The sequence below is a fragment of the Agromyces sp. Root1464 genome (genome assembly GCF_001427265.1).
GTDB lineage: Bacteria > Actinomycetota > Actinomycetes > Actinomycetales > Microbacteriaceae > Agromyces > Agromyces fucosus.
In genome coordinates this window covers 518,532-532,115 of the sequence record NZ_LMFU01000002.1, presented here as the reverse complement: position 1 = coordinate 532,115, position 13,584 = coordinate 518,532, and the positions used below count along the sequence as shown (strand labels likewise).

The window sequence follows — 13,584 nt, the reverse complement described above, 5'->3', positions numbered from 1 at the left end:
AGCGCGCATGTCTCTCGCCGTCCGTGTGATCCCGTGTCTCGACGTGGCAGCAGGCCGCGTCGTGAAGGGCGTGAACTTCCAGAACCTGCGCGACGCGGGCGATCCCGTCGAACTCGCGGCCCGCTACGCGGAGCAGGGTGCCGACGAGCTCACCTTCCTCGACGTCACCGCCACCGTCGACGACCGCTCCACGACGTACGACATGGTGCAGCGGGTCGCCGAGCAGGTCTTCATCCCGCTGACCGTGGGCGGCGGCATCCGCTCGGCCGACGACGTCGCGCGCCTGCAGGGCCACGGCGCCGACAAGATCGGTGTCAACAGCGCCGCGATCGCACGCCCCGCGCTCATCGGCGAGATCGCCGACCGGTTCGGTGCGCAGGTGCTCGTGCTCTCGCTCGACGTCAAGCGATCCGACCGCACGCCGTCGGGATTCGTCGTGACGACCCACGGCGGCCGCACTGAGACCGACCTCGACGCGCTCGAGTGGGCCCGTCGCGGCATCGAGCTCGGCGCCGGCGAGCTGCTCGTCAACTCGATCGACGCCGACGGCACGAAGGCCGGGTTCGACCTCGAGCTCACGGCGCTCATGCACGAGCTCTCGAGCGTGCCCGTCATCGCCTCCGGCGGTGCCGGTGCGGTGGCCGACTTCCCGCCGGCGATCGCAGCCGGAGCCGATGCGGTGCTCGCGGCCTCCGTCTTCCACAACGGCGAGCTGACCATCGGCGAGGTGAAGGCCGCGCTGGCGGCCGACGGAAGGATCGTCCGATGACCACGGAATCGACCGTCGAAGCTGCGCTCGAGCGCGCCGCCTTCAACGCCGACGGGCTGCTGCCCGCCGTCATCCAGCAGTGGGACACCGGCGAGATGCTGATGCTCGGCTGGATGGACCGCGAGGCGCTCCGGCGCACGCTGACCGAGGGGCGCGTCACGTTCTGGTCGCGGTCGCGCCAGGAGTACTGGCGCAAGGGCGACACCTCGGGGCACGCCCAGTACGTGCGCTCCGCGGCGCTCGACTGCGACGCCGACACCCTCCTCGTGCGCGTCGAGCAGATCGGGGTGGCATGCCACACCGGCACCCGCACCTGCTTCGACGGCGACCCGATCGCCGTGACCCCCGGATTCCCGCCCGCCGACTGACGACTGACGACGAGGAGCACACGTTGGCCGACGCCACGACCACCTTCGAGGAGTTCACCGCCCTGCTCTCGGGGCGCCGGGTCGTGCCCGTCGTGCGCGAGCTCTTCGCCGACGGCGAGACGCCGGTGGGCATCTACCGCAAGCTCGCCGGCGGACGCCCCGGCACCTTCCTGCTGGAGTCGGCCGAGCAGGGCGGCATCTGGTCGCGCTACTCGTTCGTGGGCGTCTCGTCGTACGGCGTGCTCACCGAGGCATCCGACCGCGTCGAGTGGCAGGACTACGGGCTGAGCGCCGAGCGCGCACTCGGCGACGCTGCCGAACTCGCGCCCCTCGCCGCACTCGAGGCGCTCTTCGAACGCTGGCGCACCGAAGACGTTCCGGGCGCGCCGCCGCTCACCGGCGGGCTCGTCGGGTTCATCGGCTGGGAGGCGATCCGTCAGATCGAGCGCCTGCCGAACCGCCCGCCGTCGGAGTTCCCGATGCCGGGCCAGGCGTTCGCGTTCGTCTCCGAGCTCGTCGTGATCGATCACCGCACGGGCACCGTGCAGCTCATCGCCTCGGCGCTGAACGACCGGGGCGACGCACCGGAGCAGCTCTGGCAGGGCGCGCAGGCGAGCCTCGACCGCATGCAGCAGGGCCTCGCCCAGCCGACCGAGGCGTGGCTCGCCGAGATCGACCTTGCGCGCGCCGCCGACCCGGTGCACCGCACCGAGAAGTCCGACTTCCTCGCGGCGGTCGACCGGTCGAAGGAGTACATCCGTGAGGGCGACATCTTCCAGGTCGTCATCTCGCAGCGCTTCGAGCAGGAGGCGACGGCGCATCCGATCGATGTGTACCGGGTGCTCCGCAGCCTCAACCCGAGTCCGTACATGTACCTCCTGCACCTCGAGGACACGGCGGGGGAGCCGTACTGGATCGTCGGCTCCTCGCCCGAGGCGCTCGTGAAGGTGCAGCACGGCCGCGTGTTCACGCACCCGATCGCCGGATCGAAGCCGCGTGGGGCGACCCCCGAGGCCGACGCCGACCTCGAGGCCGAGCTCATCGCCGACCCGAAGGAACAGGCCGAGCACCTCATGCTCGTCGACCTCGCCCGCAACGACCTCGCGAAGGTCTGCACCGCCGGCACGGTCGAGGTGACCGAGTTCATGCGGGTCGAGCGGTTCAGCCATATCATGCACCTCGTCTCCTCGGTCGAGGGCGACCTCGTCGGCGACGCGAACGCGATCGACGTCTTCCGCGCGACCTTCCCGGCGGGCACGTTGTCGGGCGCGCCGAAGCCGCGAGCGCTCGAGATCATCGACGAGTTGGAGCCTTCGCAGCGGGGCCTCTACGGCGGCGTCGTCGGCTACTTCGGATTCGGCGGCGACGCGGACCTCGCGATCGCGATCCGCACCGCGACGATCTCCGGAGGCGTCGCACGCGTGCAGGCCGGCGGCGGCCTCGTCGCCGACTCCGACCCCGAGTCCGAATACCAGGAGTCCCGCAACAAGGCCGCGGCGCCCCTGCGTGCGGTCGCCGTGGCGAACGCGATGCGCCGGGTGGAGTCGTGAATCCGGCCCGCATGAAGCTGCCCGTGATCGTCGCGACGGTCGTGGGCGCCGGGCTCGTGCTGCTCTCGTGGAGCCAGACCTGGTTCGAGCTCCTCATCGAGGCGAGCACGACCGGCGGCACCGGCGAACCGATCGACGTCACGGGCAGCGTCGCGTCCCCGGCCCTCGCAGCCCTCGGCCTCGCCGGCCTCGCGCTCGTGGCCGCGCTTGCGATCGCAGGTCCCGGCATCCGCGTCGTGCTCGGCGTGCTCGAGGTGCTCCTCGGCGGCTGCGTGCTGCTCGCAGCCGTCCTGTCGCTGGCCGACCCCATTGCTTCGGTGTCGCCTGCCGTGACGGATGCCACGGGCGTCGCCGGCGCCGCACCGACCGCCGAGCTCGTGGCATCCGTCTCCGCGACGGTCTGGCCGGTGCTGGCGATCGTCGGCGGGGCCCTGCTCGTCCTGGCCGGCATCGCGATACTCGTGACCGGCACCCGCTGGCCCGCCTCCTCGCGGCGGTACAGTGATTCCCGCATGGCCGCCGACGACGCTGCCGCGACGCCCGTCGAACGCCCGGCCTCCGACCGCGCCATCGACGACTGGGACGGCCTCAGCCGGGGCGACGACCCGACCGACGAGACAACCGAACGTCACGACGACCGCTAGACTGGCCGACGAAACCCCAGCACGAAGGAGCATCATGAGCATTGAGACCGCAGATCCCGGCCACGGACACTCGCCCGCGGCATGGACCGCCGTCACGATCATGCTCATCGCATTCACGATCGGCACGGTCGCCTTCTTCTTCGACGCGCAGTGGCTGGTCTGGGCGTCGGCAGGTCTCCTCGTCGTCGGCATGATCGTCGGCTGGGTGCTCGCGCGCGCCGGCTACGGTGTCGGCGGCTCGAAGGTCGCCGAAAAGGCGCACTAGTGCTCGCCGAGCTGACGGCGAACGCGGTCGCCGACGCTGTGGCGCGCCGCGAGAGCGCACCGCTCGCAGTCGTCGAAGCCGCGGCGCTCGCGCGCCCGGCGGCACTCGACGCACTCGAGGCGCTCCGCCCTGCCGCCCACGTCAAGGTCATCGCCGAGATCAAGCGTTCGAGCCCTTCACGGGGTTCGCTCGCGACGATCAGCGATCCGGCCGCCCTCGCTCGTCAGTACGAGCTCGGCGGCGCGAGTGCCATCAGCGTGCTCACCGAGGGCCGCAAGTTCGGCGGGTCGCTCGCCGACCTCGAGACCGTGCGTGCGGCCGTCTCGTTGCCCGTGCTGCGCAAGGACTTCATCGCGACGCCCTACCAGGTGTTCGAAGCACGCGCGGCAGGCGCCGACCTCGTGCTGCTCATCGTGGCCGCGCTCGACGACCAGACGCTCCGCGAGCTCCACGACCTCATCATCGAGCTCGGCATGACACCGCTCATCGAGACGCACTCGGCCGACGAGCTCGAGCGCGCGGCCGCACTCGGCGCGCGCCTCATCGGCGTGAACGCCCGCGATCTCTCGACGTTCGAACTCGACCGCGACCTCTTCGGTCGTCTCGCGCCGCGATTCCCCGAGGGCGCGATCCGCGTCGCGGAGTCCGCCGTGCTGTCGGCGACGGATGTCGCGCACTACCGCTCCTCGGGCGCCGACGTCGTCCTCGTCGGCGAGGCGCTCGTCACGGGCGGCGACCCGATTGCCAACCTCTCAGCTTTCCTGGCGGTGTGACATGGCGCTCAGAGCGCAGACCGGTCCCTACTTCGGCGACTTCGGCGGGCGCTTCGTGCCCGAGTCCCTCGTCGCCGCCCTCGACGAGCTCGGCGAGGCCTACGACCTCGCGAAGCTCGATCCGGCGTTCGGCGAAGAGCTCGCGGAACTCGGCCGCAGCTACACGGGCCGACCGTCGATCATCACCGAGGTGCCGCGATTCGCCGCGCACGCCGGCGGCGCCCGGGTCATCCTGAAGCGTGAAGACCTGAACCACACGGGGTCGCACAAGATCAACAACGTGCTCGGCCAGGCGCTGCTGACGAAGCGCATCGGCAAGACGCGCGTGATCGCCGAGACCGGCGCCGGCCAGCACGGCGTGGCGACGGCGACGGCTGCGGCCCTCTTCGGACTCGACTGCGTCATCTACATGGGCGAGGTCGACACCGAGCGTCAGGCGCTGAACGTCGCGCGCATGCGGCTCCTCGGCGCCGAGGTCATCGCCGTGACGGCGGGCTCTCGCACGCTGAAAGACGCGATCAACGAGGCAATGCGCGACTGGGTCACCAACGTCGAGACCACCAACTACATCTTTGGCACGGTCGCGGGCCCGCACCCGTTCCCCGAGATGGTGCGCGACTTCCAGAAGATCATCGGCGAGGAGGCCCGCCAGCAGGTCATCGACCTCACGGGCGGGCTGCCGACGGCGGTCGCCGCCTGCGTCGGCGGCGGATCGAACGCGATCGGCATCTTCCACGCCTTCCTCGACGACGAGGGCGTCGCCCTCTACGGGTTCGAGGCCGGCGGCGAGGGGGCCGAGACCGAACGGCACGCTGCGACCATCACGAAGGGCCGCCCCGGCGTGCTCCACGGGGCGCGTAGCTACCTGTTGCAGGACGACGACGGCCAGACCATCGAGTCGCACTCGATCTCGGCCGGACTCGACTACCCGGGCGTCGGCCCAGAGCACTCGTGGCTCGCAGCCCTCGGTCGCGCGAACTACCGACCCGTGACCGACGACGCGGCGATGCAGGCGCTTCGCCTCCTCACCCGGACCGAGGGCATCATCCCGGCGATCGAGTCGGCGCACGCCCTCGCGGGGGCGCTCGAGCTCGGTCGAGAACTCGGGCCCGAGGCCACGATCCTCGTGAACCTCTCGGGTCGCGGCGACAAGGACATGGACACGGCCGCCCACTACTTCGAGCTCTACGACCAGGAGAACGCCCGATGAACACGGTCGGTTCCGTCATCCGCCGTCGCAACGACGAAGCGTCCGGCGCGCTCATCGGCTACCTGCCGGTCGGCTTCCCGACGTTCGACGAGAGCGTCGAGGCCGCGGTGGCGATGGTCGAGAACGGCGTCGACATCCTCGAGCTCGGCCTGCCGTACTCCGACCCCGTCATGGACGGCCCGGTCATCCAGGCGGCCACGCAGCAGGCGCTCGCGAACGGCTTCCGTCTCTCCGACGGCTTCGAGGCCGTGCGCCGCATCACCGAACGGGTGGATGCCCCGGTGCTGATCATGACCTATTGGAATCCCGTCGTGCAGTACGGCGTCGACCGGTTCGCCGACGACCTCGTGGCGGCCGGGGGAGCGGGCCTCATCACGCCCGACCTCATCCCCGACGAGGGCGCCGCGTGGATCGCGGCATCGGAGCGCACCGGTCTCGACCGGGTCTTCCTCGCCGCGCCGACCTCGACGGACGCCCGCATCCGGCAGGTCATCGACGCGAGTCGCGGCTTCGTCTACGCCGTCTCGACCATGGGCATCACGGGCGCCCGCAGCGACGTCGACCGGGCCGCTCGGACGCTCGTCGAGCGATTGACCGCTGCAGAGGCTCCCGCGAGCTGCGTCGGCGTCGGCATCTCGACGGCCGCCCAGGTCGCCGAGGTGCTCGAGTACGCCGAGGGCGCGATCGTCGGGTCGGCGCTCGTGAATGCACTCGCCACCGGCGGCGTTGCCGCGGTGGGCGAGCTCGCGGCCGAACTCGCGCGCGGCACGCGCGCCTGAGTGAAGTACGCTCATTGAGGCCGTCAGCGGCCGAAGAAACTGAGGAAAGGCAGCAGCCGGCGTGATCGCACCGTTCAGCATTCCGAGCCCCGACCCCGCGTGGCGCGCCCTCGAGATCCCGCTTCCGTGGGGTGGCGAGCTGACGATCCAGACGTACGCGCTCTGCATCCTCGTCGGCATCGTCCTCGCCGTCATCATCACCTCGCGCCGGCTCACGAAGCGGGGCGCCGAGCCCGGCATCGTGCTCGACATCGCCCTGTGGGCGGTGCCGCTCGGCATCATCGGCGCTCGGTTCTACCACGTGTTCACGCACCCCGACGACTACTTCTACGCGGGCGCCAACGTCTGGAACCCGTTCCAGCCGGGTGCGATCTGGAACATCTGGGAGGGCGGCAACGCGATCTACGGCGCCCTCCTCGGCGGTGCCGTCGGTGTGATCATCGGCTGCCGGTTCACGGGTATCCGCTTCTGGTCGTTCGCCGACGCGCTCGCACCCGGACTCCTCGTCGCGCAGGCGGTCGGCCGCCTCGGCAACTGGTTCAACCACGAGCTCTTCGGCTCGCCCACCGACCTGCCGTGGGGTCTCGAGATCTCCTCCGACAACCCGGCCTTCCCGGCCGGCCTCGTCGACGGCACGCTCTTCCACCCGACGTTCCTCTACGAGCTCGTCTGGAACCTCCTCGGAGCCGCCGCGATCGTCCTGCTCGAGCGCCGCTTCAACCTGCGCTGGGGCAAGGCGTTCGGCGTCTACCTCATCTGGTACGGCGCCGGCCGTGCATTCTTCGAGTCGATCCGACTCGACCCGAGCGAGATGTTCTTCGGCATCCGGGTCAACGTCTGGGCCTCGCTCGCGGCGGTCGTGCTGGGAATCGTGCTGATCCTCGTGCAGCGTCGCCGGCACACCGGCGACGAGGCGAGCCCGTACGTGCCGGGACGTGAATGGAGTGCGCCCAATGCTGAGGTAGACTCCGAAGACATCGAGTCCGACTCCGACTCTCTCGACGATGATGTCGAGGGTGAGAGCGAAACGGGCGTGACGGCGGCCACAAGCCCGAGCCGATCCACCTCAGCGTAAAGCGCCCACGTAGAACGCTTCTCCGAACCGACGCCGCACCACGCGTCGCGACATCTCCCTGATGGGCCGACGACGTCCCCCGCTGCACACTTAGTTGATGAGGACGGTTCACGTGTCGCTCACCCCACCCTTCTCGAGGTTCGGTACCGTACCGGCTGCCCAGGGCATGTACGACCCTGCCGCCGAGAAAGACGCCTGCGGCCTCGCGATGGTCGCCACGCTCCGTGGCACCGCCGGACACGACATCATCACGGCGGCGCTCGATGCGCTCCGCAACCTCGAGCACCGAGGCGCGGTCGGCTCCGACGCCGGCACCGGTGACGGCGCGGGCATCGTCACGCAGGTGCCCGACGCGTTCCTCCGCGCGGTGACCGCGTTCGGGCTTCCCGACGCCGGCGCCTACGCGGTCGGCAACGCCTTCCTCCCGGTCGACCCCACCGCGCGCAGCCGGATCAAGCAGGCACTCGTCGGGCTCGCGGCATCCGAAGGCCTGTCCGTCATCGGATGGCGCGAGGTGCCGGTCCGTCCCGACGAACTCGGCTCGCTCGCTCGTGCGGCCATGCCCGTCGTGCAGCAGCTCTTCGTGCAGGCGGTCGCCACGTCGTCGACCGGCGCGACCGTGTCGGGCATCGACCTCGACCGGCTGACGTTCCGACTGCGCAAGCGCGCCGAGCGCGAGCTCGAGCTGTACTTCGCCTCGCTGTCGAGTCGCACCATCGTCTACAAGGGCATGGTCACGACGCTGCAGCTCGAGCCGTTCTACCCCGACCTCTCCGACGAGCGCTTCGCGTCGAAGCTCGCCCTCGTTCACTCGCGGTACTCGACGAACACGTTCCCGTCGTGGCCGCTCGCCCAGCCGTTCCGCATGATCGCCCACAACGGCGAGATCAACACGATCCAGGGCAACCGCAACTGGATGCGGGCGCGCCAGTCGCAGCTCGAGTCCGAGGTGCTCGGCGACCTCGCGCCGCTCCGGCCGATCGTCACCCCCGGCGCGAGCGACTCCGCCTCGTTCGACGAGGTCGTCGAGCTGCTGACGCTCGCGGGCCGCAGCCTCCCGCACGCCGTCATGATGATGGTGCCCGAGGCGTGGGAGAACCAGACCGAGATCGCACCCGAGCGCCGCGCGTTCTACGAGTACCACTCGATGCTCATGGAGCCGTGGGACGGCCCCGCGGCCATCGTCTTCACCGACGGTTCGCTCGTCGGCGCGACCCTCGACCGCAACGGGCTGCGCCCCGGCCGCTACGTCGTGACCGACGACGGCCTCGTCGTGCTCGCGAGCGAGATCGGCGTGCTCGACATCGAGCAGAGCCGGATCGTGCGCAAGGGCCGGCTGCAGCCGGGTCGCATGTTCCTCGTCGACACCGAGGCGGGTCGCCTCATCGAAGACGACGAGATCAAGGCCGAACTCGCCGCGGCCGAGCCGTGGGGCGACTGGCTCGAGCAGGGTCGCATCCAGCTCGCCGAGCTGCCCGAACGCGAGCACATCGTGCACCCGCCGGCATCCGTGAACCGTCGTCAGCGCACCTTCGGCTACACCGAGGAAGAGGTGAAGATCCTGCTCGCGCCGATGGCGCGCACCGGGCAGGAGCCGCTCGGCGCCATGGGCTCCGACACGCCGATCGCGGTGCTGTCGAAGCGTCCGCGCCTGCTCTTCGACTACTTCACACAGCAGTTCGCGCAGGTGACGAACCCGCCGCTCGACTCGATCCGCGAAGCGGTCGTGACCTCGCTCGGCACCTCGCTCGGCCCCGAGCGCAACCTCCTCGACGCGGGGCCCGAGCACGCACGTCAGGTCGCGCTGACCTTCCCGGTGATCGACAACGACGAGCTCGCGAAGATCGTGCACATCGACCCGGCGCCGGGTGCGCGCACGACGGTCACGATCCGCGGCCTCTACCGCTTCGACGAGGGCCCCGAGGCACTCCGCAACCGCATCGCCGCCATCTGCGGCGAGGTCGACCAGGCCATCGCCGACGGCGCGGCATTCATCGTGCTGAGCGACCGCGACTCGAACAAAGACCTGGCGCCCATCCCGTCGCTCCTCATGCTCTCCGCGGTGCACCACCACCTCATCCGCTCCGAGAACCGCATGAAGGTCGGGCTCGTGGTCGAGGCCGGCGACGTGCGCGAGGTGCATCAGGTCGCCCTGCTCATCGGCTACGGGGCATCCGCTGTGAACCCGTACCTCGCCATGGAGACGTGCGAAGACCTCGTACGCTCCGGTGTCATCACGGGCGTCACGCCCGAAGACGCGGTGCACAACGTCATCAAGGCGCTCGGCAAGGGCGTGCTGAAGATCATGTCGAAGATGGGCATCTCGACGATCTCGTCGTACGCGGGGGCCCAGGCCTTCGAGGCGATCGGGCTCGACCAGGGCTTCATCGACGAGTTCTTCACCGGCACGACCTCGAAGCTCGGCGGTGTCGGCATCGACACGATCGCGTCCGAGAACCTCGACCGGCACACGCAGGCCTACCCGCAGGATGTCGCGGTGCGCGCCCACGAGCGCCTCGCGACCGGCGGCGAGTACCAGTGGCGCCGCGACGGCTCGCCGCACCTCTTCAACCCCGAGACGGTGTTCCGCCTGCAGCACGCGACGCGCAACCGCCGCTACGACGTCTTCCGCGAGTACACCTCGCTCGTGGACTCGCAGGCTGAAGACCTCATGACCCTGCGGGGAATGTTCGCGCTCCGCACGGGCACGCGCCCTGCGGTGCCGATCGACGAGGTCGAGTCCGTCGAGTCGATCGTCAAGCGATTCTCGACCGGGGCGATGAGCTACGGCTCGATCTCGAAGGAGGCGCACGAGTCGCTCGCGATCGCGATGAACCGCCTCGGCGCGAAGTCCAACACGGGCGAGGGCGGCGAAGACCTCGACCGGCTGCTCGACCCCGAGCGGCGCAGCGCGATCAAGCAGGTCGCCTCGGGTCGCTTCGGTGTCACGAGCATGTACCTGACCCACGCCGAAGACATCCAGATCAAGCTCGCCCAGGGCGCCAAGCCCGGCGAGGGCGGCCAGCTGCCGCCCACGAAGGTGTACCCGTGGGTCGCCCGCACTCGGCATGCCACCGCCGGCGTCGGCCTCATCTCGCCGCCGCCCCACCACGACATCTACTCGATCGAAGACCTGAAGCAGCTCATCTTCGACCTGAAGCGCGCGAACCCGAAGGCACGGGTGCACGTGAAGCTCGTGAGCCAGTCGGGTATCGGTGCGGTCGCCGCCGGCACCGCCAAGGCCCTCGCCGACGTCATCCTCGTCTCGGGTCACGACGGCGGCACCGGCGCGAGCCCGCTCAACTCGCTGAAGCACGCGGGCACGCCCTGGGAGCTCGGCCTGGCCGAGACCCAGCAGACGCTCATGCTGAACGGCATGCGCGACCGCGTCGTCGTGCAGGTCGACGGCCAGCTGAAGACCGGCCGTGACGTCGTGATCGGCGCGCTGCTCGGCGCAGAGGAGTTCGGTTTCGCCACGGCGCCGCTCGTCGTGCAGGGCTGCGTCATGATGCGGGTCTGCCACCTCGACACGTGCCCTGTCGGCGTCGCGACGCAGAACCCCGAGCTCCGCAAGCGCTTCACCGGCAAGCCAGAGTTCGTCGTCAACTTCTTCGAGTTCATCGCCCAAGAGGTGCGCGAGTACCTCGCCGAGCTCGGCTACCGCTCGATCGACGAGATCGTCGGCCGTCGCGAACTGCTCGACATCGACCGTGCGCTCGACCACTGGAAGGCGTCGGGCCTCGACCTCACGCCGATGCTCGTCGGACCCGACTTCTCCGAATCCGAAGCGCGTCGCAACATCCGCGGCCAGGACCATGAGCTCGAGGAGCACTTCGACAACGAGCTCATCCGGCGCAGCCGGCTCGTGCTCGAGCAGGGCGGCAATGTCGAGATCGCGCTGCCGATCCGCAACACCGAGCGGGCCGTCGGCACCATGCTCGGCCACGAGGTCACCGTGCGGCGGGGCGAGCACGGCCTGCCGAACGGCTCGATCGACATCACGCTCACGGGCTCGGCCGGCCAGTCCCTCGGAGCGTTCCTCCCCGCGGGCATCACGCTCCGCCTCGAGGGCGACTCGAACGACTACGTGGGCAAGGGCCTCTCGGGCGGACAGATCGTGGTCCGTCCGTCCCGCGACAGCGGCTTCGTCGCCGAGCGCAACGTGATCGCCGGCAACGTCATCGGCTACGGCGCCACCCAGGGCAGCATGTTCATCCGCGGCATCGTCGGCGAACGCTTCCTGGTGCGCAACTCCGGAGCCACCGCGGTCGTCGAGGGCGTGGGCGACCACGCGCTCGAGTACATGACCGGCGGCCTCGCGCTCATCCTCGGCGAGACCGGCCGAAACCTCGGTGCCGGCATGTCGGGCGGCACCGCCTATGTGCTCGGCCTCCGCGAAGAACGCGTGAACCGCGAATCGTTGACGACCGGAGAGCTCGAGCTGCACCCGCTCGGCAGCGCCGATCGCGAGATCGTGCGCGACCTGCTCGAACAGCACGTCGCGAACACCGACTCCGCGGTCGCCGCCTCGCTCCTCGCCGCCGGCGACGAGGCGTTCGACCGCTTCACCAAGGTGCTGCCGCGCGACTACGCCGCAGTGCTCCGAACCCGCCAGAGCGCGGTCGACGAAGGGCTCGACCCCGACGGCGACGTGGTCTGGACGAGAATCCTGGAAGTGACCAATGGCTGACCCGAAGGGCTTTCTGAAGGTCACCGAGCGAGAGCTGCCCAAGCGGCGGCCCGTTCCGGTGCGGATCATGGACTTCAAAGAGGTCTACGAGCAGGGCGACCCGGCGCAGCTCCGGCGACAGGCCGGCCGCTGCATGGACTGCGGCGTGCCGTTCTGCCATCAGGGCTGCCCCCTCGGCAACCTGATCCCCGAGTGGAACGACCTCATGTACCGCGGCGAGGGCCGCGCAGCGTCCGAGCGCCTCCACGCCACGAACAACTTCCCCGAGTTCACGGGTCGGCTCTGCCCGGCACCGTGCGAGTCGGCCTGCGTGCTCGGCATCAACCAGCCCGCCGTGACGATCAAGCAGGTCGAGGTCTCGATCATCGACGAGGCGTTCGGCAACGGCTGGGTCCAGCCGCAGCCGCCGGGTCGCCTGACCGGCAAGACGGTCGCCGTCGTCGGTTCCGGCCCCGCCGGCCTCGCGGCAGCGCAGCAGCTCACGCGCGCCGGGCACACGGTCGCCGTCTTCGAGCGCGACGACCGCATCGGCGGTCTTCTGCGGTACGGGATCCCCGACTTCAAGATGGAGAAGAAGCACCTCGACCTGCGGCTCGCGCAGATGACCGCCGAGGGCACCCGGTTCCGTGCCGGCGTGAACATCGGCGTCGACATCACGTGGGCGCAGTTGCGCGAGCGCTACGACGCCGTCGTGGTGGCCACCGGAGCGATCGTTCCGCGCGACCTGCCGATTCCCGGCCGCGACCTGCCCGGTGTGCACTTCGCCATGGACTACCTCGTGCAGTCGAACCGCCACCTCGCCGGCGACCAGGTCTTCGACCAGATCACGGCCGAGGGCAAGCACGTCGTCGTCCTCGGCGGCGGCGACACCGGTGCCGACTGCATCGGCACGGCGCACCGCCAGGGTGCCCTGTCGGTGACGAACCTCGCGATCGGCAAGGAGCCGAGCGCGAACCGGCCGGAGCACCAGCCGTGGCCGATGCACCCGACCCTGTTCGAGGTGCAGAGCGCCCACGAAGAGGGCGGCAACCGCCAGTTCCTCGCCTCGACGGTCGAGTTCCTCTCGAACGACGTCGGCGAGGTGCGCGCCATCCGCGTCGCCGAGACCGAGTACCTCGACGGCCGCCGCGTGCCGAAGGCTGGTACCGAACGGGAGATCCCGGCCGACCTCGTGCTCCTCGCACTCGGCTTCACCGGCCCTGAGACCGCCGCGCTCGACGACCAGCTTCAGCTGTCCGTCACCGATCGCGGCAACCTGGCACGCGAGGCCGACTACGCGACCGCGCAGCCGGGCGTCTTCGTCGCCGGCGATGCCGGCCGCGGGCAGTCGCTCATCGTCTGGGCGATCGCAGAGGGGCGAGCTGCGGCATCCGCCGTCGACCGCTACCTTGAAGGCGAGACCCTGCTGCCGTCGCCGATCGCCTCGACGGCACGCGCCTTCTCCATCTGACCACTGCGCGC

11 protein-coding genes are annotated in these 13,584 nt (G+C 70.1%); all 11 read left to right on the top strand.

The features are described 5' to 3' along the window. Positions 1-7: 7 nt before the first annotated feature. Positions 8-769, top strand: a complete 762-nt coding sequence (gene hisF, locus ASD23_RS08270) for an imidazole glycerol phosphate synthase subunit HisF (RefSeq protein ID WP_056009272.1) — start codon at positions 8-10, stop codon at positions 767-769. Further along, a complete protein-coding gene (gene hisI / locus ASD23_RS08265; RefSeq protein ID WP_056009270.1) occupies positions 766-1,137 on the top strand; it encodes a phosphoribosyl-AMP cyclohydrolase in 372 nt (123 codons plus the stop codon). The genes hisF and hisI overlap by 4 nt, the downstream gene beginning before the upstream one ends. After that, positions 1,062-2,687, top strand: coding sequence for an anthranilate synthase component I (locus ASD23_RS08260; RefSeq protein WP_082571310.1), 1,626 nt, complete (start codon positions 1,062-1,064; stop codon positions 2,685-2,687). The genes hisI and ASD23_RS08260 overlap by 76 nt, the downstream gene beginning before the upstream one ends. A gap of 11 nt (positions 2,688-2,698) precedes the next feature. Further along, positions 2,699-3,331 carry a Trp biosynthesis-associated membrane protein gene (locus ASD23_RS08255; RefSeq protein WP_056009266.1) on the top strand — a complete coding sequence of 211 codons (633 nt, stop codon included), beginning with the start codon at positions 2,699-2,701 and terminating at the stop codon, positions 3,329-3,331. Positions 3,332-3,365: 34 nt separating this feature from the next. Then, positions 3,366-3,596 carry a DUF6704 family protein gene (locus ASD23_RS08250; protein WP_056009264.1) on the top strand — a complete coding sequence of 77 codons (231 nt, stop codon included), beginning with the start codon at positions 3,366-3,368 and terminating at the stop codon, positions 3,594-3,596. Next, the gene (trpC, locus tag ASD23_RS08245; protein WP_056009262.1) at positions 3,596-4,369 is read left to right on the top strand and encodes an indole-3-glycerol phosphate synthase TrpC; all 774 of its coding nucleotides are present in this window, start codon (positions 3,596-3,598) and stop codon (positions 4,367-4,369) included. The genes ASD23_RS08250 and trpC overlap by 1 nt, the downstream gene beginning before the upstream one ends. A 1-nt stretch (position 4,370) precedes the next feature. Next, entirely contained in the window at positions 4,371-5,579 is a 1,209-nt protein-coding gene (gene trpB / locus ASD23_RS08240; protein WP_056009260.1) for a tryptophan synthase subunit beta, read from the top strand. After that, positions 5,576-6,358: a tryptophan synthase subunit alpha gene (gene trpA / locus ASD23_RS08235; protein ID WP_056009258.1), complete on the top strand. Its 783-nt coding sequence runs from the start codon at positions 5,576-5,578 to the stop codon at positions 6,356-6,358. Before trpB ends, trpA begins: the two co-directional genes overlap by 4 nt. A 61-nt stretch (positions 6,359-6,419) precedes the next feature. Further along, positions 6,420-7,433, top strand: coding sequence for a prolipoprotein diacylglyceryl transferase (gene lgt / locus ASD23_RS08230; protein ID WP_424219112.1), 1,014 nt, complete (start codon positions 6,420-6,422; stop codon positions 7,431-7,433). 97 nt (positions 7,434-7,530) lie between these two features. Further along, the gene (gene gltB / locus ASD23_RS08225) at positions 7,531-12,123 is read left to right on the top strand and encodes a glutamate synthase large subunit (protein WP_056009256.1); all 4,593 of its coding nucleotides are present in this window, start codon (positions 7,531-7,533) and stop codon (positions 12,121-12,123) included. Beyond that, positions 12,116-13,573, top strand: a complete 1,458-nt coding sequence (locus tag ASD23_RS08220) for a glutamate synthase subunit beta (protein ID WP_056009254.1) — start codon at positions 12,116-12,118, stop codon at positions 13,571-13,573. The genes gltB and ASD23_RS08220 overlap by 8 nt, the downstream gene beginning before the upstream one ends. The last annotated feature ends 11 nt before the right edge of the window (positions 13,574-13,584 follow it).